This is a genomic window from Methanoculleus frigidifontis (assembly GCF_030464345.1).
In the GTDB taxonomy this organism is placed as follows: domain Archaea; phylum Halobacteriota; class Methanomicrobia; order Methanomicrobiales; family Methanoculleaceae; genus Methanoculleus_A; species Methanoculleus_A frigidifontis.
The window spans coordinates 81,776-104,767 of sequence record NZ_VCYH01000002.1; the positions used below are offsets into that span (position 1 = coordinate 81,776).

Below are 22,992 nucleotides of genomic sequence, written 5' to 3' on the forward strand. Positions count from 1 at the left end.
TGAACAGAGATAGGTATTCTACTTATCGGGGCGTGCCGAGATCCGTGAGATGCCGAAGGCTATCCCGAAGATCAACAGGGTCCCGATGACGACGGCGAGAACTTCGCCCAGCGTATCCATACCCGGGACCGTATAGTCAGGGAGAGGAGATTCGTATGCGAAGTCGTTGCCGGTCACCTCGACCACCCGTTCCTCCGCCGCTCCGGCCGCCTCCTCATCGAGCTCGTCGCCGGTGTAGGATTTGGCATCATAGATGCTGAAGAAGGCGCTCTCGAGGCCGTCAGGGTTCCCGGACGCGAGGAACGGCGCGGCGACGGCGATGATGAGAGCGACGGCGATGCCGGCGATGATGAATGTCATCCGGTCCATCAGCCGGTCACCCCCTGCGGCCGCTCAAGGATGTCAGGGCGTGCGGACGTTATCAGGTAGAGTGCTATCGCAGTGATGCCTCCCTCGATCACACCGATGATGGCGTGGTAACCGCCCATAAAGAGCAGGCCGAGGTCGAGCGGGAAGGTTCCGGCAATGGCAAGTTCGACGGCGCAGAGGACTGCGGAGATGAAGAGCGACGCCCATCCTGCAACGAATGCGGCGACGTACATGTTCCCGATGAGCCGGCTCACCGCCTGATAGCCGTAGAACCCGACGAACCCGCCGACGACGCCCATGTTGATGATATTCGCACCCATCACGGTGATACCGCCGTCCCCGAAGATGAAGCCCTGCACCAGCAGCACCAGCGTCAGGACAAAGACTCCGGCATACGGCGACCCGAGGACGATGGCGGCGAGGGCAGCTCCGACCATATGCCCGCTCGTACCCCACGGGATGGGAATGTTCAGCGCCTGAATAGCAAAGATCCCCGCAGCCAGCACGGCCACGAGCGGGACTCTCTCCTCGCCCATCGATCGTCGCGCCCACCGCAGGGCGAGTGCAATGAAGATCAGGGCGATAACCCAGTAGACGATCGCCTGGGGAAACGGAATAAAGGCATCCGGTATATGCATTGTAGCACCAGACAGAGAGTAACACCTGTTGGTATAAAAGTATTACTGAGGAACACGTTTCGTTTCATTCTTCAGAACATCACGGAGCCCCGACGCAAAAACTATCCCCATTGCTCTGATCACTGCCGGTTTTAAGGCCAGTTTCCGCACCAGAGTGCTCGGGCGATCCATATCCCCGTACCGCACGATCGTCTCGAGGACGTCGGGATCGTTTAAGACCCTGCAGAGATGGTCGATATCCTCAGGCGTCATCTTCTGCCGCATTCTGAGGAGTTTGAGACCCATAGAGAGTTCGTGGCCGAAATCCTCCCGCCAGAGCGTCTCGTACTGCCGGAGAGCGTCGTCACCGAACGCTCCGCGCTCGCAGCAGCGGGCCGCCACGGCAGCGGCATGCCGGGCCGACCGGACACCAGTGTAGATGCCGCCACCCGAGGTGGGCTTGGCGAATCCGGCCGCATCCCCCACAAAGAGCGTCTTCTGCCCGTACGTCCGGGGCATCACCCCGAGCGGGATGGTGCCCGAGACGAGATGAACGCAGCCCGGAGGGAACTTCGCGATGAACGCATCGAACCGCTCCTTCGTGTACCGGCCGCTGCAGAGGCCGATCCGTGCCCGCCGATTCGTAACCGGAATCACCCACCCGAAGAAGTCCGGAGCGGCGTTCGGGTGGAGTTCGACGTACCTGGTGTCGACCTCGCACGGTACGTCGGCCTGCACACCGGAGAGGTAGATGGGCGAGCGCTCCATCCCGAGCATGCGGGCGATGGAACTTCTAGGCCCGTCCGCGGCGATGAGGAGCCTGAAGGGGATCTCGCCGCGGCCGTCTACCCCGCGGGTCAGGAGGCGACCGTCACGGACTGCGGAGACATAGGTCCGGAGCCGCAGCTCCGCCCCGGCACGGACGGCCGCTTCGGCCATCTCCCGGTCGAGCACCGCCCGGTCGACGACATAGGCTTTCGTCCGCCCGGCATCGAAACAGAGCTCTGCGCCGAGGTCCGACACCATCCGGGCACCGCGGACCTCGTTCAGCACCGATCGGCGGGAGACGCTGCAGACCTCGAAGGCCGATGCGCTCAGGAGCCCGGCGCACTGGACCGGGTTGCCGACTGCGGCATGCTCCTCAACAAGCATCGTCTTCAGCCCGAGCCCGGCACATGACCGTGCCGCAGCACTCCCGCACGGGCCTGCCCCCACCACCACAACATCGTAGACCAGAACCAGCACCCCACCGTAGCAGTTCTCGGGGCGGAATCAACCGTCCCGTATCACGGTAGTACTGTGACGGGGTGAGGCATAAAAGGGCGGTTGCCGGGCCGCAACGACCGGACCAAACGGGGACAGGTAAACCCGCTTATCCGCCCATATGGTGCCGGAGCGATCTGCCCGCCTCACGCATCAGCAGGACGATGAAGATGAACGTCAGAACAATCAGCGGTAGTGCCCTACGAAACAACTGATACTCCCTTTGTTGCGATCGCGTCCGGGTGTTCCCGATTGATTGCACCCCGGGGGCACGGCTTCCCCCTGGGTATCGCCATGACTGCCCCCGCCCCTGGGCCGGGGGAGGAGGCCGGAGGCCGGGCGGAGTGGGGTTGACGATGTCTGGGGATCTTCGCAGGAGACAGGGGAGGAGAAAACCCCTCGCCGTCAGCCCCACCCGGGGGCGGTTAGCCACCACGGTCCACGGCATGGGGAGACGCCCGGGAAAACGGTCGTCCCCGGCACCAGCCCGGTTCGGCACCGATCTCGTCAGGGAAGCATGACAGCCGGAATAGGGCTTCACCAGAGCCCGATAATGGAAATCTTCTCCCCATGGCATTTTTTCATGAGCGCGGGTTGGTGGATAGCGGAATTTCGGTCGGATTCTCTGAGATCACGTATCAGGTATATGCTGGAGCACTACCCATCGCCGGGTAGTGCTCCAGCGGACTCCTTGTGCAGGTGATTGAGAGGTCGTGCCGCCGCAGCCCCATCTCCCCGATACCGGGAACAAGAGCGGCAATCGCATGGAGGAGGGGGCACGCTCCCCGCCCGCCCTCACCCCGGATCCGGTATTTGAGAATGCCAAAAACCATCCAGGAACTGCACCGGCATCACTATCCATCAGGTAAAAGCATATTTGACGGATAACCTCAGAGGTACATACGAGATGCCGGAGATACCCGATTTTACGTGGAAACAGTGTCTGATCGTGAGAAACGACATCAAGATGAGTTGCGGCAAGAAGTGCGCCCAGATTGCCCACGCAGCCGTCGGAGCCTATGAGAAAGCCGATAAGATCGCGAAGAAGCACTGGCTCGACGAAGGGCAGAAGAAAGTGGTGCTGAAAGCGATCTCTGAGCGGCAACTCTTCGAACTCAAGACGATAGCAGAACAGGCCGGCATTCCGGCATCGATCATCCAGGACGCCGGGCTGACCGAGATCCCCCCCGGCACGGTCACCGCGCTCGGGCTTGGGCCTGCCAGAAGCGAGGCGCTCGACCGGATAACCAGCGATCTCTCACTCCTATGATGCAGTCCCCCTACCCTCTGGAAGTCGAGCTCGGTATGCGCTACTACGGCAGCGATACGCCCCCGATCGGCGGCCGGCTCAGGGCGGAGCCCGAAGACTTCATCGTCGAGGAGATCCCGCGCGAGTACGGGGACGCAGGGTCGCACCTGCTCGTGCGGCTGACCAAGAAGAACTGGGAGCTCCAGCGGGCGGTCAAGGAGATCGCAAAACGCCTCGGGATCAGCCACCGGCGGATCGGATGGGCGGGGACAAAGGATAAGAACGCCGTGACGAGCCAGATCATCTCGATCTACAACGTCACGCCCGAGGCGGTCGAGGCGGTGCGCCTGACCGACATCACGCTCACCGTCGTCGGCAGGGCTCCCGAACCCCTCGCACTCGGCGCACTCGAAGGAAACCGGTTTGCCATCGTCATCCGTGACTGCGACCGGACCTGCCTTGCAGAACGGGTCGAGCGGGTCACCGGAACTGTGGCGGAGGGCATTCCGAACTACTACGGCGTTCAGCGGTTCGGGGTCGCCCGTCCGGTGACGCACCGCGTCGGGGAACATATTCTGCAGGGTGATTATGCGGGAGCAGTGACGCTGTACGTCGGAGCCGCCTGCCCGGGAGAGGCGGAAGCCGCACAGCGCGTCAGAAGCCGGTTCACCGAGACGGGCGACGTGCACGAAGCGCTTGCGACGTACCCCGTACAGATGACCTACGAGCGCGCCATGCTCCATCACCTCGCGGCGCACCCGGACGATTATGCCGGAGCGCTGCAGCAGCTCCCCCCAAAACTGCTCTCACTTCTGGTGAGTGCTTTCCAGTCGTACCTCTTCAACTGCGCTCTCTCACGGCGGCTCGACGAAGGCCATACCCTCTCCGACCCCATACCGGGCGACCGCCTGCTCTTTGCGAACGGCCGGGAGGACATCGCAACCGAACGAAACCTGCGGACGGCAGTGCAGCACCTCAGCCGCGGCCGGTGCCGGATCGCCCTCTTCATCCCCGGTGCAGAGCCGGCGGCGGTGCACGGCCGGATGGATGAGATCCTCCAGGAGATCCTGGCGAGAAGAGAGATCAACAGAGAGAGCTTCAAGGAAGCGTCCCGGTTCGTGCAGATGCGCTATTCGGGGGCGCTCCGCCCGATCGCGCTCTCCACCGAGGTCGACGCCGGCGTTTCGGACGACACCGTCACCCTCCGGTTCACACTGCCGCCCGGGCACTACGCAACGACGGTCTGCAGGGAGTACATGAAAGCCGAACCCCTGCGGATGATCTGACCGGGCCGGTCAGTCATCCGTATCCGGTTCGTCGCCGTACCGGACACGCCACTCGGTGACCAGATTGCTCCCGCACAAGTAATGCTGCTTGAGGGTGAGCCGGATCATCTCCTCCTCAGACTCGATGTGCATGCCCCCGACGAGCGAGGGGGTATCGGCGCCGCCGACGATGAACGGCAGGTGGATCAATCGGATCTCGTCGACGAGGCACTGCCTGAGCATCGCCCAGTTCAGGGTCGGGCCGCCCTCGATCATCAGGCGGCGGACGCCGTACTCCTCACGGAGGACCTGCAGGAGCCGGGTCAGATCCACCTGATTTTTCCCGGCAACAACAACATCGACGCCCTTCTCCCGAAGCGCGGCAATCTGATCGGCGGATGCCGCTTCGCTCACGGCGATCACCGTCGGGGCGTCGCCGCCGAGCACGTTGGCATCGAGCGGAATATCGCCGCGGCTGCTGGGTATGACGCGCAGCGGGCTTTCTCCTTCGACGAGGCGAACGGTGAGAAAGGAATTATCGATGCGTATGGTGTTCGGCCCGACCATAATGGCGTCGTACTCCGCACGTGTCTTGTGGAGCAGTATCTCGGTCTCATGAGCCATGTATTTCATGAGAATTTTGCTTGAAGCGCCCTTTTTCAGGGTAAGCTTCCCGTCGGCGGTGATCTCCGACATCATGAGCACATGGGGCCTGCTGCATTCTGACATGAACATCCTTCATTAACTATTCAGGGCAGCACATTAAAGAAGTTGGTGCTGCACCAGGAACCCCCGCCGCGCTTTCGAAGTGCTTTTTCAGGGATGGAGAGAGGTATTTTCGATGCTTTTGCGTTTTATCCGGCATTCCGGCGTATGAGTAAAAGTTAAACTCTATCCTGACCGATTGAGTATGAGATATGAATATAACCTCTCTGCGGCCTCGGATGATGCAGTACACCGAGCCGCTTGCATCTCTTTTTATCAGATTCGGGGTTACGGCAAACCAGGTCTCCCTGCTCTCCCTGCTCTTCGGGCTGCTCTGCGCCATCGCATTTGCAGAGCGCTTTTTCCTCGCCGGCGGCCTTCTGCTGTTCATCTCGGCGGTGCTCGATCTGGTGGACGGGAATGTCGCCCGGAGAAACAACACCGAGAGCGACTTCGGGGCGGTCTTTGACTGGATCGCAGACAAATACGTCGATGCCGCAGCAATCCTCGGCGTAGGATTCTCGGGCGTTCCGATCATCAGTCATCTGATCGCCGTGCCGCCGCTCTGGGACTTCGGCGTGGTTGCCCTGGCACTCTTCGGCTCCATGATCAATACCTTCATCAAGCCGGTCGTGTATGCGGAGATCGGATACAGCGAACGCGTTGCAGGGAAGATCGAAGATCCCCTTGAGGGGATCGGATTCTTCGGAAGGCCCGAGACCGTGCTCTTTCTGGTGCTCGGCGCGGTCACCGGCTACATCTGGGTCGCCGTGCTCATCGTTGCCGTCTGCACCAACCTCTCTGCGGTGCAGCGGGTTGTCTACCTCTATCGCAGATATGCGTAAGGGTCTTCCCCAATAATTTTGCGCTCTTTGCCGCGATACGGGCTCTCAGAAGAGCCACTTCTCCATCCGGAACCTGAGCAGCTCGACGCCGTGGAGCGTCACCGTATCTTCTCCCAGGCACCGGTAGCTACGACGCTCGAAGAACGGCCGTGCCGTGATGCTCGCATATGTCCGCAGTACCGCAAGGCCACGGCCCTGCGCCTCCTTCTCGAGGACCGCCAGGAGGCCTGAACCGATTCCCCATCCCTGACAGTCCGCCCGCACATACAGCATGTGCAGGTATCCTTCACGGGTCAGGTCGCCGAATCCGACGGCCGAACCTTCGATCTCTGCACCATATACACTGTTCTCTGCCAGGAACCTTTGCCACCGTTCCCGGTCGGGCGTCTCGGGCGCCCAGGCATCAAGCTGCTCCTCGGTGTAGTCACGACGGTTCACGGTATGGACTGTTGCAACGAAGATTCGGAGAACAGCGTCGAGGTCTTCCGGCGCATACGGGCGGATCACCCAACGTTCCGGAGCAGGGTGCATGGCAGAGGATGGATTTACCGGGCGGATGAGCTCTCCCGCTTCCACCCCACGAGATCGGCAAGGTCATTGCGATAGAGCCTGAAGAGATCGTCTGCAAACGCCCCGAGCCCGGGGATGATCATAAAAAGACCATATGCAATTGCAATCAGCAGTATGAGCGCCCCGAGCTCGCAGAGCACGTTGTGCGCCCAGAAGAAGCTCTCGTACCCGAGCTCCCCGTTTCCTGCAATCTCCGGAAGATACGGAAACCACTGCTGCGTGTACGCCGTGACGACGAAGACGTTCCGGAGGATGTTCAGGACGTATATTGTCGGGAAGACGAGGAGAAATGCAAGCACCTTCTGCCGCAGCGTCGTCTTGACGCCGGCGGCAACCCCCAGCATGATGGCGATGCTCTGGATGCCGGTGCAGGCGAGGATTATCTCGGTCTGGAAACCGTTCCGGGAGATGATATTCCAGGTGACGTGGGAGACGGGATAGCCGACAGAACTCAGCATCCACGAGGTCTGTCCAACGACCGTGGCGATGAGCCAGTCGCCGAGCGGCACGACATATGCAAACGGAGCGTAGATTAAAAACGCAACGGCCGCGATAGTCGAGAGCTGGAAGACCCTGGAGTCCTCGCGCAGGAGAGCCCGCAACGTCACGTACAGGAACGGCAGCGATAGAAGAGCTATCGTCGGGTACATGAAGTTATTGATGGAAAAGTAATACGGCAGCTCCGCAAAAAGGAATCCAACGATGCTCACCCAGCCAACGACAGCAAAATATTTGCGGAATCGGGTATTGGGGATGAGGAAAGCAAGAAACGCGATGCAGGATATCAGCACCAGGTACTCTTTCATTACCATACATATCTCCACCGGAGGTCATAAAATATTGCGGCGTTTCCGCTCGATCGGCTCTCAATCTCCCGGTGCACCGCAGCATCCAAGGGTTAATCATACCTGCAGACGAACGTTTATGAATGATGTTTTGTCCACAGTGCAAGGGTCTGATGATATCGTCCGGGGGGCAGATGAAATGCAGAAAGTGTGGCTGCATCCGCGAGATCACAGATGAGCACAAGCTCAAAAAAACGGACAAGCGCCTCGAGAAGGAGATCACCATCGTAGAAGATGAAACAAAGGTCGCAACGCTGCCGACGGCAACCATCAAATGTCCGGACTGCGACAACACGACGGCATACTGGTGGCTACGGCAGCTGCGGGCTGCAGATGAGAGTGAGGTGCGATTTTTCCGCTGCACCGCCTGCGGTAAGACCTGGCGGGAATACGACTGAACAGTTTTGTCATCCCAGAGCGGGCGGAGAGCCGCCCAGAATACCTCTTTTCTCCAATGCGTCAGGCAGAAGACGCCGCTCATCCCGTTCTGCCGACGCGGGCGCATCCGGCATGCACGCCACCCTGATAACCTCCGGGCGATCACGGAGCACTACAAACGATTCCTTTATATATACTCACGGAGAACCACAAAATATCCCCGAAACCCTACCAGAATGTTGATATAGCAATCCTCATTATTAATAATGTAGAATAGGGGATACGATGGCTGAAGATTTTGATGTTAACCTCGATACTCCGAAGTATTACACCCCAAGCGCCAAATGCACGGAAAATGCCTGGGCAGGAGACTATAGCCAGCGATATCAGGAGTTCCTGGCAGATCCGACCGGGTTCTGGGAAGATATTGCCCGTGAACTCGAGTGGTACCAGGACTGGGATGAGGCTCTTGAGTGGAACTATCCGTACGCAAAATGGTTCCTGAACGGAAAACTGAACGTCACCACGAACTGCCTCGACCGCCATGTCTTCAACCAGCGCCGGAACAAAGTCGCCCTCATGTGGCGGGGCGAGACCGACGACGAGGAGCGGATCTACACCTACAAGCAGCTCTACCATGCGGTCTGCCGCTTTGCAAACGGCCTCAAGAGCCTCGGGGTTCAGAAAGGCGACCGTGTCTGCATCTACATGCCGGTCGTACCCGAACAGCTCATCGCCATGCTCGCATGCGCCCGTATCGGGGCGGTTCACACGGTAGTCTTCGGTGGTTTCGGCGTGAGCGCACTCAACCAGCGCATCCGGGCTGTCGGAGCCAAGATCGTTGTTGCCGCAGATGTTACCGTCCGGCGCGGCAAGGCGATACCGCTCAAGACCATCGTTGAAGATGCGGTCGTGAACGCCCCGAGTGTCGAGCGCATCGTCGTGCTGCGCCGGGAAGAGACGAAGCCGGTCGAGCTGCATCCCGAGATGGAGATCGACTTTGAGGACCTGATGGAGAACCAGCCCCGGGAATGCCCTGCTGAGCCGATGGATGCGGAAGATCCCCTGTTCATTCTCTTTACCAGCGGTACGACCGGTGAGCCCAAGGGCATCGTCCATGCCTGCGGCGGCTATATGGTCGGCACCTACTATACGACCAAGCACGTCTTCGACGTCAAGGACAACGATGTCTACTGGTGCACCGCCGACCCCGGCTGGATCACCGGGCACAGCTACGGCGTGTATGGCCCGCTCCTGACCGGGGCTACCTGCCTCATCACCGAGACGACACCGGACTATCCCGATGCCGGGATCTGGTGGAATCTGATCGAAGAGTACGGCGTGACGATCTTCTACACCGCCCCGACCGCCATCAGGATGTTCATGCGCGTCGGCGAAGAGTGGCCGAAGAAGTATAACCTCTCGTCGCTCCGGGTTCTCGGATCGGTCGGCGAACCCCTCAACCCCGAAGCCTTCGAGTGGTTCTATCATGTGATCGGGGGTGCGAAGTGCCCGATTGCGGATACCTGGTGGCAGACCGAGACCGGGATGCATATGATCACCACCATGATCGGCGAGCCGATGCGCCCCGGTTTTGCCGGTAAACCCGTCCCGGGTATCGTTGCCGACGTGGTTGATTCTGATGGGAATTCGGTGCCCCCGGGTACCGGCGGGCTTCTGGTGGTGAAGGGACCCTGGCCGTCCATGATGCGGACGATCTGGGAGAACGATGAGCGCTACCGGAAGTACTGGGAGACCATCCCCGGCTGCTACACCGCAGCCGACCTTGCGGTAAAGGATGAGAACGGCTACATCATGGTCATCGGCCGCTCCGACGACCTGATCGTCGTCGCCGGACACAACATCGGTACCGCAGAGGTCGAAAGCGCTCTCGTCTCCCACAAGGCGGTGGCAGAGGCGGCGGTCATCGGGAAACCCGACCCGCTGAAGGGCAATACCATCAAAGCGTTCGTCATCCTCATTCAGGGTCATCAGCCGACCGAAAAACTGAGAAACGAGCTCGTGTACCACGTGCGGATGACGCTCGGCCCCATCGCGATCCCGTCCGAGCTGGAGTTCGTAGAATCCCTCCCGAAGACGCGTAGCGGAAAAATAATGCGTCGTGTCCTGAAAGCGAAGGAAATGGGCATGGATCCCGGGGATATCTCCACCCTCGAGGACTGAACACCCAACCATTTATATACTGTTTTAAGCATTTTATAAATATGAATGAACGCAGACCGGAAGAGTCTCTCAAGATAGAAAATATCGTTGCTTCCGCAAAAGTGACGGATTTCCTCGATCTGCCCTCACTTGCCTCACAACTCAAAGACGCCGAGTATAATAAGAAGCGGTTTCCCGGTGTCGTCCTCCGAATGCAGGATCCGAAGATCGCAGCCCTCGTCTTCGGCTCCGGCAAAGTCGTGCTCACCGGTGCAAAGAGCATCGACAGCCTTAACAAAGGCCTCCAGATACTCGGCGACCAGCTCCGTGCACTGAATATCGACATCCCCGAAGAACTCAGCTACAAGATCCAGAATATCGTAACCTCAGCGGATCTCGGCACCCCGATCAACCTGAACAAGATAGCCGTCGGTTTCAACCTCGACAAGATCGAGTACGAACCGGAACAGTTCCCGGGTCTCGTCTACCGGCTCGACGATCCGAAGGTCGTCGTCCTGCTCTTCGGTTCAGGCAAGCTGATCATCACCGGAGGCAAAGTGCCTGAAGACGCCAGGCGGGCAGTGCAGCGGATCCTCTCCGAACTATCGAACCTCGGGCTCATTTAAGCAGAAACTATTTCCCGATCTTGCTTCACTCACAAAATCTTTTTTCGGCCGATCTTTTCCGGAGACCCTGTCCGATCCGCCGCGTGTCGCCGGCAACACACAACAGCTAAAGGATTGCCCAGAATTTCGCGTTTTCCTATACCGCACGTGTAAAGATTCATTATTGCAAAATCTCGTATAGGAATAATAATATTTTTATAGTCAGATTTAAAACACTACATGCAACAATAAAGGGTGAACGGATGAGGTCAGATAAGGTAAAATATTTCACGCCAAAAGAGGAAGAACTCGCCGAGTTGCTCATGGGCATCGGAATCAAGCGCAACGTCTCCAAAGTTCTCGTCTACCTGGCAAGCACCGACGAGGCAACGTCGCGTGACATCGAACGGGGTACCGACCTTCGTCAGCCCGAGGTCAGCATTGCGATGCGCTACCTCAAAGAATGCAAATGGATAGAGACCCGGGAGAGCAAATCCGAGAGCAAGGGCAGACCGGTCAAGATCTATACGCTATCCCGTCCGATAACCGAAATTATGGATACAATAGAAAAAGAGAAGAAACAGGAAGCCCGGCACCAGCTCGACCTTATCCAGAAGATGCGCGAAACGATCTCACTGCAGTGAGACAATACGGAACTCCCGCCCTTCACCCACCACGACGCGTATCTTTCCTGAAAAGGTGGTAAAGAGTCCGGAACCGAGCACGCCGGGTATACCGGCGATCTGCCGTTCGAGCGACACGGGGTCGGGAATCTCTCCGAAATCAGAATCGATGACGAAATTGCCGTTGTCCGTGATGATGGGGCCATCTTTTTTCACCCCTTCCCGCAGGGCCGGCAGCCCTCCAAGATCTTTCAGTCTCCTCGAAACAAGCCCGCACGCAAACGGCAGCACCTCGACCGGCACGACGGCATCCAGCCTGCCGGTCATCTTTGCAGCATCGATGACGATGATCACCGCATCCGCCGCATCCGCTACGCACTTTTCCCGGAGATGCGCGGCGCCGCGCCCCTTGATCAGGCAGAGCCCGGGATCGACCTGGTCGGCACCGTCGATGGCGAGTGCAATCTCCGGGTGTTCGTCCAGCGTGGTGAGCGGGATACCGTACTCCCGCGCCCGCTGCGCCGCCTGATACGACGTCGGAACGCCCGCGATAGAGAGGCCGTCACCGATCCGCTCACCGAGCCGTTCCATGGCGAAAAAGACCGTCGACCCGGTGCCGAGCCCGATAACCGTGCCGTCCTCGACCATCTCTGCAGCCCGGTACCCGGCAGTGCGTTTCGATTCAGCAAGAAGGGATGCATCCATGCAGGACAGGTGGCACCTCCCATCATATCAATCCTCATCTTCGGTTGCGAGCGGCGATGGGGAATGCCGCTTCCCGCCGGAAAACCGGCATCTCAGGAAGGTGCAGAGAAAACAGCGACACAGTACCCGCAGCCCGGCACGAGATCCGTTCGCATCGCCGAAAAATCAGGGGAATATATCGTTCAGCCTGGCGGCGGCACGAAACGCCGTGCAGTCGAGGGTTATCGGGGTGATCGAGACATTCCCCTTCCGCACGGCGTGCACGTCTGTCCCTTCTTCGGCATCCGCGTAGAGCGGACCGTCGATCCAGTAATAGGGGCGGCCGCGCGGATCGAGCCTCTTCTCGACACCGGTATGGAAGAGCTTCTCGCCGAGCCGGGTCACCTCGTATCCGCCCGTCACGCGCGACGGGATGTTCACGTTGATGACGTCCGCGTCTTCGGGGAAGCCGTGCTCAAAGATCCGTTCACAGACATCGCGCACGATGCGCCGCGTCTCCTCGAACTTCTGGGTCGCCCGCGACGGGTCGTCGAACTTATCGCCCTGGTCTTCCACCTGCAATGAAAACGCGATCGACCGGACTCCCTGGTTTGAGGCCTCCAGCGCGGCGCCGACCGTGCCGGACGTCATAATAGACTCATATGAGAGATTTTCACCGATATTGACGCCGCTGACAACGAGATCGGGTTTCAGGTTGAGGGAGTACAGCCCGATGATGACCGCATCGGTCGGTTTTCCGCCGACCGAGTAGGCAGGCACCCCGTTCAGGGTGATCTCGTAGGTGCGGATAGGTTCGAAGATTGAGATCGACCTCCCCACCGCGCTCTGCTGCGTCGCGGGGGCTACGACAGTGACGTCCGCAATGGCAGAGAGGGCCTCGTAGGCAGCCCAGAGCCCGGCAGACGTAACACCGTCGTCATTGGTAAGCAGTATCTTCGGCTTCATCGTCGCCAGGTACATCTGGCCGCAGGAGAGATAATACCTGACCAATCGTCAGGGTGAAGTCATCCTCCTGCCAACATATACGTGATGAAGGCGTTCCTCGCTGAGTATACCGTCTGCAACGAGCCACAGCTGGCTGCCGAAGGGGCCGCCATGCTCTCCGTCCTGCAGCAGAGCTTCGAAGCCTCCGGATATGCGGTCGTATCTCCCGAAGGCAGCGATTTTGCGGCCGAGATCCGGAGACGTGCACCGGAGTGCGATCTCGGTCTCGTCATCGCTCCCGATCATCTTCTCTTCAGGTTCACCCATCTGCTCGAACAGTTCACCCACAACATCGGCTGCGGCAGCATGAACGCAGCAGTCTGCGCGAACAAACGCCGTACGACAGATATCCTGATGCGCAACGGCATCGCTGTCCCTGAAGAGGTGACGGCAGGGAGGAAGATCATCAAACCGATCACCGGATGCGGTGCGATGGGTGTTCGGCTCTCCGCTGACGAGCCCGGGGAGGGTGAATTCGGACAGCGGTACATCGAGGGCGAACACTACAGCGTAAGCCTCGTCGGGAGCCGGGTCACCGGCAACGTCTGCGAGAACTATACCGGACGGCCGCCGCTCCTGCTCACCGTAAACAGGCAGGAGATCGTAGTCGGCGAGGACGGAGCGCTCATGTATCTCGGCGGGGAGACACCGGTCCACCCACCCCGGGAGAGGGAGATCGTCGAGGTTGCGACGAATGCGATGAACGTCCTCGGCTGCCAGGGGTACGCCGGCATCGACGTGGTCGTCGCAGACAGCATCTACGTCGTCGACGTCAACCCCCGTCCGACGACGAGCCTGGTCGGCATCGCCGCGGTCATGGAAGAAGAGATCGCCGGGATCCTGGTGGCGGCATCCCATGGCGGCGGGCCCGAGGCGGTGCATCTCACCGGCCACGTGCGGTTCGATAAGGACGGGAGCGTGCAGCCCGTATGATCGGGGTGGACATCGGCGGTGCGAACCTCAAGGTCGTGGATGAGGACGGCGTGCATATCCACTACTGCCCGCTCTGGCAGGAGGCGCCGCTCGCCGCGCATCTCAGCGAATACGCAGGAGAGGCCGCCGTGGTGATGAGCGGGGAGCTCGCCGACAGTTTTTCGAATAAGATGGAAGGCATCGCCTGGATCGTCGACCAGGTCAGGCAGGCCCTTCCCGAAGCACAGTTCTACGGCACGGATGCTGCGTTCCACACCACACCGGTGCCCGCGCTTGCGGCGGCAAACTGGCTCGCGTCCGCCGATTACCTCCGCGAGGAGTATGCGGACGCGGTACTCCTCGACGTCGGGAGCACGACCGCGGACGTCATCCCGCTCGGCTGCTTCGAGTCGCTCAAGGGACTGACCGATATCCTGCGGCTCCAGCGCCGGTACCTCGTCTACACCGGCATGCTGCGGACGAACGTCGCGACGCTGCTTGGGTCGGCCGTCATCGACGGGGTGGCGACGCCGGTGAGCACAGAGTACTTTGCCGCCAGCGCGGATGCCCATCTCGTCCTCGGCACTATTGCTCCTGAAGCGTATACCTGCCCCGCACCGGATCAGGGGGAGAGATCTCGTGCAGGAGCGCTCCGGCGGCTCGCCCGGGTGGTCTGCGCCGACGTCGAAGAGATCGGCGAGGCTGCGGCAGCAGATATCGCAGCGCAGTTCTGGGCCGTCCAGAAAAGACTGGTTGCAGAAGCGGTGGAGCAGGCGATGGAGACGTCCGGTGCCGGGAGAGTTGTTACCGCCGGGATCGGTGCGGATCTCTTTGCAAAAGAGCTCTGTGGCACGACGCTGCGCAGGAACCTCGGCAGCGTCGTGGATGCCCTTCCGGCGTACGCGGTTCTGGAGGTGGCACGACGAACCGCTGGCTCCTGACCCTCGTCCTGCTCTGCGGTTCGGTCGTCATCACCGCGGTTTCGCTGCTGCTAGGGTTTCCCTTCTTCTTTCTGTTTCTCTTTATCCCGCTGATCCCGCTCTTTGGAAAGCCCCCTCTCCTGAAGCGGTGCCCGGTCTGCGGCTGGGAAACCACAGGCAGCGAGCGCTTCTGCCCCTACGACGCGACGCCCCTTACTTCCGACGGCGGAGAGCGAGAGGTTTAAGAGCGAGAGAGGGAGCGGCACCCCGAAGAGTTCGGTGTAGGGGACACGCGGCAGGTCTCGTGCGGCGTAGTTCCGTATCGTTCCCCGGTCGACGACGATGCCCATCGCTTTCAGGAGACGGCTCGCCCGGTGGTACGGCATCCGTGCAGCAAGGAGGAGGGAAAGCTCGACTACCGGCGAGCCGAGGCGGGTGTCAGGATAGAATGGCTCCTCCGCATAGCAGAGGCTCCCGCAACGGGTGCAGTAGAACCGCTTGACGAAGACGTGGATCACACGGCGCTTTCCGTCTTCCAGGAGAACGGCGAACCGCTTTTTCCGGAGGTCATGGACGGTCAGCGCTCCCCCGCACGACGGGCAGGCATCGCGCTCTGTGAATGTCACGCCGTCCATCGACGCGAGGGCGCTTCCGACCAGATCGATGAGCATCGGCGGGAGCAGAACTTTCTTCATTGTCAGATCCCACTCTATGACTCTACCATTATTAACATCTCCGCGCACATCGGGGTAGCCGGAAGTGACCCCTGTCACCGGTTCGGTATGCTGCTATGTGGCATACCGGAAAAATACTCCCAGTGAAATCAGCCCGATAGCATTTCTATTAAATATACCCTTTGAACCTGCCGCCGAACCGCGCTCCGGAACGTCTCTGTTTCTGCTCTGGAAACACAGAGGGAAGAAGAATCACAGCAGCAGCACAGAGAGTGCCCGGGAAGGTAAACGGGTTAACTAACATCATTTAAGTAGCTTGACAGAATATAGCCGCATATCCATAAGGAGAATCAAAAGTATGACCATGAAGTATGTGGCCACCACATGTCCGTACTGCGGAACCGGCTGTAGCTTCAATCTTGTCGTCCAGAACGGCAAGGTTATCGGAACAGCACCCTACCAGCGTTCGCCCGTCAATGAGGGGAAAGTGTGCCCGAAGGGCACCTACGCCCACGAATTCGTGAACCGCGAAGACCGCCTCACAAAGCCGCTCATCAAGAAGAACGGCACATTTGAGGAAGCGACCTGGGACGAGGCATACGACCTGATCGCCGAGAAGTTCAAGTCGTATAAGCCCGACGAGTGCGCAGTGCTCTCATCCGCCCGTACCTCCAACGAGGAGAACTACGCGCTGATGAAGTTCGCCCGCGGCGCACTCAAAACCCGTCACATCGACCACTGTGCCCGTCTCTGCCACGCGTCCACCGTCGCCGGCCTTGCGGCATCCTTCGGCTCAGGTGCGATGACCAACTCCATCGGCGACATCGCCGAGTCCAAGTGCCTCTTCATCCTCGGCAGCAACACATTCGAGCAGCACCCCCTGATCGGGCGCAGGGTTGCCCAGGCGAAGAAGGCCGGCGCCAAGATCATCTACGCCGACCCGCGCTACACCGCAACCGGCAAGCAGGCCGACCTCTACATGCAGTTCGTCTCCGGCAGCGACGTCGCGATTCTCAACGGCCTGATGCAGGAGATCATCAAGAACGGCTGGGAGGATACGGAGTTCCTCAAGAACCGTGTTAAGGGATACGAGGAGCTCAAGGCGACGGTCATGAAGGAGGACTACAGCCTCGAGAACGTCTCCAAGATCTCCGGCATCCCGGTCGAGCAGCTCAAGACCGCAGCAGAGTGGATCGGCACCGCCGAGTCGGCTGCGATCCTCTACTCGATGGGCATCACCCAGCACACCGTCGGTGTCGACAACGTCAAGTCGATCGCCAACCTCCAGATGCTCACCGGCAACCTGGGCAGGCCCGGCACCGGTGTTAACGCACTCCGTGGCCAGAACAACGTCCAGGGCGCCTGCGACATGGGTGCGCTCCCGGTCGTCTTCACCGGCTACCAGAAGGTCATCGACGAAGCCGCCCACAAGAAGTTCGCCGACGCATGGGGCTTCCCCGACGGCATCAGCGAGCCCAAGAACGGCTACGAGGTCACCGTCATGATGGACGTCCTCACCGACAACCCCGGTGAGCTGAAGTGCATGTACATCATGGGCGAAAACCCCATGCTCTCCGATCCGGACCTCACCCACGTCGAGCACGCCATCAAGAACCTCGAGTTCCTGGTCGTGCAGGACATCTTCATGACCGAGACCGCAGAGCTCGCCGACGTCGTCCTCCCCGCAGCCTGCTACGCAGAGAAGGACGGCACGCAGACCAGCACCGAGCGGCGTGTCCAGATGTGGCGCAAAGCGCAGGACCCCCCCGGCGAGGCAAAAGACGACTGGAAGATCATCGCAGAGATCGCCGCCAAGATGGGCTACGCAGACCAGTTCGCGTGGGAGACTGCCGAGGACATCTTCAACGAGATCGCTGCCGTCACCCCGTCTTACCACGGCATGAACTACGAGCGCCTGAACCGCCCCGAGGCGCTCCACTGGCCCTGCCCCGCAGAGGACCACCCCGGCACGCCGATCCTGCACGGAGCGAAGTTCGCCCACCCCGACGGTTTCGGCGTCATGCACGCGATCGACTGGAAACCGCCCGCGGAAGTCCCCGACGCAGAATACCCCTACGTCTTCACCACCGGCCGTATCCTCTTCCACTGGCACACCGGCACCATGACCCGCCGCTCTGCCACGCTCGACAACGAAGTCCCGACCGGCTGGATCGAGATCAACCCCGAGGACGCCAAGGATCTCGGCATCAAGGACGGCGAAACCGTGAAGGCGAGCAGCCGCCGCGGATCGATCATCGTCCCCGCACGGGTGACCAAAGACATCATGAAGGGTGTCATGTTCATGCCGTTCCACTTCAAGGAATGCGCGGCAAACATCCTGACGAACAACGCACTCGACCCCATCGCCAAGATCCCTGAGTTCAAGGCGTGTGCTGTAAAGGTCGAGAAGATCACGGAGGCCTAACCATGGTAGCAAAAGGAGACATGGTCTACGCATGGGCAGCCGACGCAGCCGTTCAGGAGAAGGGAGAGTGCGGAGGAGCGATCACTGCTCTGCAGCAGTACGCCCTGAAATCCGGCATGGTCGACGCCGTCCTTGCCGTCAAGAAGGGACAGGATCTCTACGATGCCGTCCCGACGCTTATCACCGACCCGGTGGATCTGGCGGAGACCGCAGGTTCGCTCCACTGCGGAACTCTGCTGCTCTCAAAAGTGGTAAAGAAGTATCTGGAAAGCACCGAGAACACCAGGGTCGGAGTCACCGTGAAAGGCTGTGATCTCATGGGCCTCATCGAACTCGCAAAGCGTGATGCAGTGGATATGGACCGACTCCTCCTGATCGGCGTCAACTGCGGCGGGTCCGTCAGCCCCGTCTCGGCCCGGAAGATGATCGCCGAGAAGTTCGGTGTCAACCCCGACGACGTCGTCAAGGAGGAGATCGACAAGGGTCAGTTCATCATCGTCACCAAAGACGGTGAGCACAAGGGCATCTCGATCGACGAACTCGAAGAGGAAGGTTACGGCCGCCGCTCCAACTGCCGCAGGTGCCTGTACAAGGTTCCGCGCCAGGCAGATCTCGCTGCCGGCAACTGGGGTGTCATCGGCGATAAGGCCGGCAAGGCCACCTTCGTCGAGGTCTGCTCCGAGAAGGGTGCAGAGTTGCTGAACAAAGCAGCGGCTGCAGGAGCACTTGAGACCAGCGCGGCAATCCCGAAAGGCATCGAGATCCGCGGCAAGGTCGAGAACGCCATGCTCAAACTCGGCAACAAGTGGCGGAAGAACGACTTTAACGCACTCAGTTCCGACCTCTGGGGGACTATCGAAAGGGAGACCGCACGGTGCATAAAATGCTATTCGTGCATTGAAAACTGTCCGGTCTGCTTCCCGGCCTCAGAAGACCTCAAGGGAAATTCCAGGATGGTCACCACCGGTGAGATTCCGCCAAACCCGATGTTCCATCTCAGGCGGTTCGCCCACATCTCCGACTCCTGTGTCAACTGCGGTCAGTGCGAAGAACTCTGCCCGATGGACATCCCGCTGGCACTCTTCTCGCACGCCATCAGATCCGAGGGAGACGCCGCTTTCCAGCCAAAACTGGGCAGAGCGCCCTACAAAAACTAATCTTTTTTGATTATCCGCCCTGCCGACGACGCACCTCCTGCAGGCCGCCTGTTCCCCACCTGTGTGGCGACGATCACCACAATCCATCGTATTCCGGTCACCATTACCGCAGATATATTCGCAGAAAACAGATCGATGCGCCCATTCGTACCTGCCATACAGCAGCACCGGGACGGGAAGATGCAGTGCGCATGAGCATATAGACAGCGATAATGACATTAAATGATAAAAGGACATCAATTTGATGTTTTCAATCTGCTCCAGGAAAATGACCCCACCTAAAACCCACCGATATTCCCCAAAACCGCGACAGTTAATCAGTACAATTAAATATACCTAACTTCGAAAATCTATGTATCCGAGGTTTTACCATGGAACTCAAGTACGTACAGACCACGTGCCCCTACTGCGGCACGGGATGCAGCTTCAACCTCGTGGTGAAGGACGGCAAGGTTGCCGGTGTGCAGCCCTACCAGCGTTCACCCGTTAACGAGGGAAGAGTATGTCCGAAGGGCACCTATGCCCACGAATTCGTGAACCGCGAAGACCGCCTCACAAAGCCGCTCATCAAGAAGAACGGCACATTTGAGGAAGCGACCTGGGACGAGGCATACGACCTGATCGCCGAGAAGTTCAAGTCGTATAAGCCCGACGAGTGCGCAGTGCTCTCATCCGCCCGTACCTCCAACGAGGAGAACTACGCGCTGATGAAGTTCGCCCGCGGCGCACTCAAAACCCGTCACATCGACCACTGTGCCCGTCTCTGCCACGCGTCCACCGTCGCCGGCCTTGCGGCATCCTTCGGCTCAGGTGCGATGACCAACTCCATCGGCGACATCGCCGAGTCCAAGTGCCTCTTCATCCTCGGCAGCAACACATTCGAGCAGCACCCCCTGATCGGGCGCAGGGTTGCCCAGGCGAAGAAGGCCGGCGCCAAGATCATCTACGCCGACCCGCGCTACACCGCAACCGGCAAGCAGGCCGACCTCTACATGCAGTTCGTCTCCGGCAGCGACGTCGCGATTCTCAACGGCCTGATGCAGGAGATCATCAAGAACGGCTGGGAGGATACGGAGTTCCTCAAGAACCGTGTTAAGGGATACGAGGAGCTCAAGGCGACGGTCATGAAGGAGGACTACAGCCTCGAGAACGTCTCCAAGATCTCCGGCATCCCGGTCGAGCAGCTCAAGACCGCAGCAGAGTGGATCGGCACCGCCGAGTCGGCTGCGATCCTCTACTCGATGGGCATCACCCAGCACACCGTCGGTGTCGACAACGTCAAGTCGATCGCCAACCTCCAGATGCTCACCGGCAACCTGGGCAGGCCCGGCACCGGTGTTAACGCACTCCGTGGCCAGAACAACGTCCAGGGCGCCTGCGACATGGGTGCGCTCCCGGTCGTCTTCACCGGCTACCAGAAGGTCATCGACGAAGCCGCCCACAAGAAGTTCGCCGACGCATGGGGCTTCCCCGACGGCATCAGCGAGCCCAAGAACGGCTACGAGGTCACCGTCATGATGGACGTCCTCACCGACAACCCCGGTGAGCTGAAGTGCATGTACATCATGGGCGAAAACCCCATGCTCTCCGATCCGGACCTCACCCACGTCGAGCACGCCATCAAGAACCTCGAGTTCCTGGTCGTGCAGGACATCTTCATGACCGAGACCGCAGAGCTCGCCGACGTCGTCCTCCCCGCAGCCTGCTACGCAGAGAAGGACGGCACGCAGACCAGCACCGAGCGGCGTGTCCAGATGTGGCGCAAAGCGCAGGACCCCCCCGGCGAGGCAAAAGACGACTGGAAGATCATCGCAGAGATCGCCGCCAAGATGGGCTACGCAGACCAGTTCGCGTGGGAGACTGCCGAGGACATCTTCAACGAGATCGCTGCCGTCACCCCGTCTTACCACGGCATGAACTACGAGCGCCTGAACCGCCCCGAGGCGCTCCACTGGCCCTGCCCCGCAGAGGACCACCCCGGCACGCCGATCCTGCACGGAGCGAAGTTCGCCCACCCCGACGGTTTCGGCGTCATGCACGCGATCGACTGGAAACCGCCCGCGGAAGTCCCCGACGCAGAATACCCCTACGTCTTCACCACCGGCCGTATCCTCTTCCACTGGCACACCGGCACCATGACCCGCCGCTCTGCCACGCTCGACAACGAAGTCCCGACCGGCTGGATCGAGATCAACCCCGAGGACGCCAAGGATCTCGGCATCAAGGACGGCGAAACCGTGAAGGCGAGCAGCCGCCGCGGATCGATCATCGTCCCCGCACGGGTGACCAAAGACATCATGAAGGGTGTCATGTTCATGCCGTTCCACTTCAAGGAATGCGCGGCAAACATCCTGACGAACAACGCACTCGACCCCATCGCCAAGATCCCTGAGTTCAAGGCGTGTGCTGTAAAGGTCGAGAAGATCACGGAGGCCTAACCATGGTAGCAAAAGGAGACATGGTCTACGCATGGGCAGCCGACGCAGCCGTTCAGGAGAAGGGCGAATGCGGAGGAGCGGTCAGCGCTCTTCTGAAGTACGCCCTCGAGAGCGGCACAGTCGACGCAGTCCTTGCCATCAAGAAGGGACAGGACATCTACGATGCCGTCCCGGCACTCATCACCGATCCCGCAGAGATCGCAGAGACATCCGGGTCGCTTCACTGCGGAACCCTGCTGCTTGCAAAACTCTTCAAGAAGTACCTGGACGGCGCGAAGGACATGAAGATCGCCGTCCCGGTGAAGGGCTGCGACGCGATGGGTCTCTACGAGCTCGCGAAGCGCAACCAGGTAAACCTGGACAACGTCTACATGATCGGCCTCAACTGCGGTGGCTCCGTCAGCCCCGTCTCGGCCCGCAAGATGATCGCCGAGAAGTTCGGCGTCAACCCCGACGACGTCGTCAAGGAGGAGATCGACAAAGGCCAGTTCATCATCGTCACCAAAGACGGTGAGCACAAGGGCATCTCGATCGACGAACTCGAAGAGGAAGGCTTCGGCCGCCGCGCCAACTGCCGCCGCTGCAAGATGAAGATCCCCCGCCAGGCAGACCTCGCCTGCGGAAACTGGGGTGTCATCGGCGACAAAGCCGGCAAGGCAACCTTCGTCGAAGTCTGCTCCGAGAAGGGCGCCGACCTCGTGAACGGCGCCGCAAAGACGGGCGCTCTCGCGACCGAGGCCCCGAACCCCAAGGGTATCGAGATCCGCGGCAAGGTCGAGAACGCCATGCTCAAACTCGGCGACAAGTGGCGCGCCAAGAACTTCGACGAACTCGGCGAGGGCAAAGAACGCCTCCAGAAGATCATGGAGGAGACGAGCCGCTGCATCAAGTGCTACCAGTGCATTGAGAACTGCCCGATCTGCTACTGCGTGGAGTGCAGCACCAAGAAGCCGCACCTGGTCACACCAGGCCAGATTCCGCCGGACTTCATGTTCCACCTGATCCGGTTCGCCCACATCTCCGACTCCTGTATCAACTGCGGTCAGTGCGAGGAGAACTGCGCGATGGACATCCCGAACGCGCTCTTCATGCACGCCCTGCAGGTCGACCTCGAGGAGATGTTCGGCCAGAAGCCCGGTGTGGACATGACCCTGCCGATCCTGGCACTTGTCGATGAGAAGACCGAGAGGAAGCGCCTGAACGATACCGGCGACGACCAGATCTTCAACATCTTCAGTTAAACCACAAAAACCACAACCATTTTTTCTCCGCCTCCGAAT

23 protein-coding genes are annotated in these 22,992 nt (G+C 60.0%); 13 read left to right on the plus strand and 10 right to left on the minus strand.

The annotated features are described in order from the left end of the window. Positions 1-18 precede the first annotated feature (18 nt). The 4 genes from FGU65_RS03295 to FGU65_RS03310 all read right to left on the minus strand — a co-directional run bounded on the left by FGU65_RS03295 (position 19) and on the right by FGU65_RS03310 (position 3,082). Positions 19-369 carry a PDGLE domain-containing protein gene (locus FGU65_RS03295; RefSeq protein ID WP_301662991.1) on the minus strand — a complete coding sequence of 117 codons (351 nt, stop codon included), beginning with the start codon at positions 367-369 and terminating at the stop codon, positions 19-21. Beyond that, the gene (gene cbiM, locus FGU65_RS03300; protein ID WP_301662992.1) at positions 369-1,007 is read right to left on the minus strand and encodes a cobalt transporter CbiM; all 639 of its coding nucleotides are present in this window, start codon (positions 1,005-1,007) and stop codon (positions 369-371) included. The genes FGU65_RS03295 and cbiM overlap by 1 nt, the downstream gene beginning before the upstream one ends. A 42-nt stretch (positions 1,008-1,049) precedes the next feature. Beyond that, positions 1,050-2,222 carry a geranylgeranyl reductase family protein gene (locus tag FGU65_RS03305; protein ID WP_437344435.1) on the minus strand — a complete coding sequence of 391 codons (1,173 nt, stop codon included), beginning with the start codon at positions 2,220-2,222 and terminating at the stop codon, positions 1,050-1,052. Between the two features lie 665 nt (positions 2,223-2,887). Beyond that, positions 2,888-3,082, minus strand: coding sequence for a hypothetical protein (locus FGU65_RS03310; RefSeq protein ID WP_301662993.1), 195 nt, complete (start codon positions 3,080-3,082; stop codon positions 2,888-2,890). Positions 3,083-3,156: 74 nt separating this feature from the next. On the opposite strand from FGU65_RS03310, the gene pth2 reads away from it, so the two are divergent. Further along, complete coding sequence (gene pth2, locus FGU65_RS03315) at positions 3,157-3,519, plus strand: peptidyl-tRNA hydrolase Pth2 (protein ID WP_301662994.1); 363 nt, start codon at positions 3,157-3,159, stop codon at positions 3,517-3,519. Next, positions 3,516-4,784 carry a tRNA pseudouridine(13) synthase TruD gene (gene truD / locus FGU65_RS03320; RefSeq protein WP_301662996.1) on the plus strand — a complete coding sequence of 423 codons (1,269 nt, stop codon included), beginning with the start codon at positions 3,516-3,518 and terminating at the stop codon, positions 4,782-4,784. The genes pth2 and truD overlap by 4 nt, the downstream gene beginning before the upstream one ends. 9 nt (positions 4,785-4,793) lie before the next feature. Here the strand turns inward: truD and FGU65_RS03325 are convergent, their stop codons facing one another. Further along, positions 4,794-5,492: a dihydrofolate reductase family protein gene (locus FGU65_RS03325; RefSeq protein ID WP_301663289.1), complete on the minus strand. Its 699-nt coding sequence runs from the start codon at positions 5,490-5,492 to the stop codon at positions 4,794-4,796. Positions 5,493-5,680: 188 nt separating this feature from the next. Between FGU65_RS03325 and FGU65_RS03330 the strand changes: the two genes are divergently transcribed. Next, a complete protein-coding gene (locus FGU65_RS03330) occupies positions 5,681-6,313 on the plus strand; it encodes a CDP-alcohol phosphatidyltransferase family protein (protein ID WP_301662997.1) in 633 nt (210 codons plus the stop codon). A gap of 45 nt (positions 6,314-6,358) precedes the next feature. On the opposite strand, the gene FGU65_RS03335 is transcribed toward FGU65_RS03330, so the two are convergent. Next, a complete protein-coding gene (locus tag FGU65_RS03335) occupies positions 6,359-6,844 on the minus strand; it encodes a GNAT family N-acetyltransferase (protein ID WP_301662998.1) in 486 nt (161 codons plus the stop codon). Positions 6,845-6,858: 14 nt separating this feature from the next. Further along, positions 6,859-7,695 carry an archaeosortase A gene (gene artA / locus FGU65_RS03340; protein ID WP_367652351.1) on the minus strand — a complete coding sequence of 279 codons (837 nt, stop codon included), beginning with the start codon at positions 7,693-7,695 and terminating at the stop codon, positions 6,859-6,861. A 116-nt stretch (positions 7,696-7,811) separates the two neighbouring features. Here artA and FGU65_RS03345 point away from each other — a divergent pair, with 116 nt between their 5' ends. The 4 genes from FGU65_RS03345 (at position 7,812) to mreA (ending at position 11,518) form a co-directional block, all read left to right on the plus strand. Continuing rightward, positions 7,812-8,126, plus strand: coding sequence for a transcription factor S (locus FGU65_RS03345; protein WP_301662999.1), 315 nt, complete (start codon positions 7,812-7,814; stop codon positions 8,124-8,126). Between the two features lie 265 nt (positions 8,127-8,391). Further along, entirely contained in the window at positions 8,392-10,290 is a 1,899-nt protein-coding gene (gene acs, locus FGU65_RS03350) for an acetate--CoA ligase (protein ID WP_301663000.1), read from the plus strand. A 41-nt stretch (positions 10,291-10,331) separates the two neighbouring features. After that, a complete protein-coding gene (locus FGU65_RS03355) occupies positions 10,332-10,895 on the plus strand; it encodes a TATA-box-binding protein (RefSeq protein ID WP_301663001.1) in 564 nt (187 codons plus the stop codon). Positions 10,896-11,137: 242 nt separating this feature from the next. Beyond that, positions 11,138-11,518: an MreA family transcriptional regulator gene (gene mreA, locus FGU65_RS03360; RefSeq protein ID WP_301663002.1), complete on the plus strand. Its 381-nt coding sequence runs from the start codon at positions 11,138-11,140 to the stop codon at positions 11,516-11,518. Here mreA and rpiA read toward each other — a convergent pair. Both rpiA and surE read right to left on the minus strand, forming a co-directional pair. Continuing rightward, a complete protein-coding gene (gene rpiA, locus FGU65_RS03365; protein WP_301663003.1) occupies positions 11,507-12,202 on the minus strand; it encodes a ribose-5-phosphate isomerase RpiA in 696 nt (231 codons plus the stop codon). The two genes, mreA and rpiA, sit on opposite strands and share 12 nt — an antisense overlap. Positions 12,203-12,367: 165 nt before the next feature. After that, positions 12,368-13,147: a 5'/3'-nucleotidase SurE gene (surE, locus tag FGU65_RS03370; RefSeq protein ID WP_301663291.1), complete on the minus strand. Its 780-nt coding sequence runs from the start codon at positions 13,145-13,147 to the stop codon at positions 12,368-12,370. 84 nt (positions 13,148-13,231) lie between these two features. Here surE and FGU65_RS03375 point away from each other — a divergent pair, with 84 nt between their 5' ends. Beyond that, positions 13,232-14,119, plus strand: a complete 888-nt coding sequence (locus FGU65_RS03375) for an ATP-grasp domain-containing protein (protein WP_301663004.1) — start codon at positions 13,232-13,234, stop codon at positions 14,117-14,119. After that, positions 14,116-15,039 (plus strand): hydantoinase/oxoprolinase family protein, encoded by a 924-nt coding sequence (locus FGU65_RS03380; RefSeq protein ID WP_301663005.1) that lies wholly within the window; start codon positions 14,116-14,118, stop codon positions 15,037-15,039. The genes FGU65_RS03375 and FGU65_RS03380 overlap by 4 nt, the downstream gene beginning before the upstream one ends. Before the next feature lie 50 nt (positions 15,040-15,089). On the opposite strand, the gene FGU65_RS03385 is transcribed toward FGU65_RS03380, so the two are convergent. Next, positions 15,090-15,713 (minus strand): hypothetical protein, encoded by a 624-nt coding sequence (locus FGU65_RS03385; RefSeq protein ID WP_301663006.1) that lies wholly within the window; start codon positions 15,711-15,713, stop codon positions 15,090-15,092. Between the two features lie 337 nt (positions 15,714-16,050). Between FGU65_RS03385 and fdhF (FGU65_RS03390) the strand changes: the two genes are divergently transcribed. From fdhF (FGU65_RS03390) to FGU65_RS03405, 4 genes are all read left to right on the plus strand, one after another. After that, entirely contained in the window at positions 16,051-18,117 is a 2,067-nt protein-coding gene (fdhF, locus tag FGU65_RS03390) for a formate dehydrogenase subunit alpha (RefSeq protein ID WP_301663007.1), read from the plus strand. A 2-nt stretch (positions 18,118-18,119) separates the two neighbouring features. Continuing rightward, positions 18,120-19,274, plus strand: a complete 1,155-nt coding sequence (locus FGU65_RS03395; protein WP_301663008.1) for a Coenzyme F420 hydrogenase/dehydrogenase, beta subunit C-terminal domain — start codon at positions 18,120-18,122, stop codon at positions 19,272-19,274. A gap of 371 nt (positions 19,275-19,645) precedes the next feature. After that, on the plus strand, positions 19,646-21,712 hold the full coding sequence (gene fdhF / locus FGU65_RS03400) for a formate dehydrogenase subunit alpha (RefSeq protein ID WP_301663009.1): 2,067 nt from the start codon (positions 19,646-19,648) through the stop codon (positions 21,710-21,712). A gap of 2 nt (positions 21,713-21,714) precedes the next feature. Beyond that, on the plus strand, positions 21,715-22,953 hold the full coding sequence (locus tag FGU65_RS03405) for a Coenzyme F420 hydrogenase/dehydrogenase, beta subunit C-terminal domain (protein WP_301663010.1): 1,239 nt from the start codon (positions 21,715-21,717) through the stop codon (positions 22,951-22,953). Positions 22,954-22,992 lie beyond the last annotated feature (39 nt).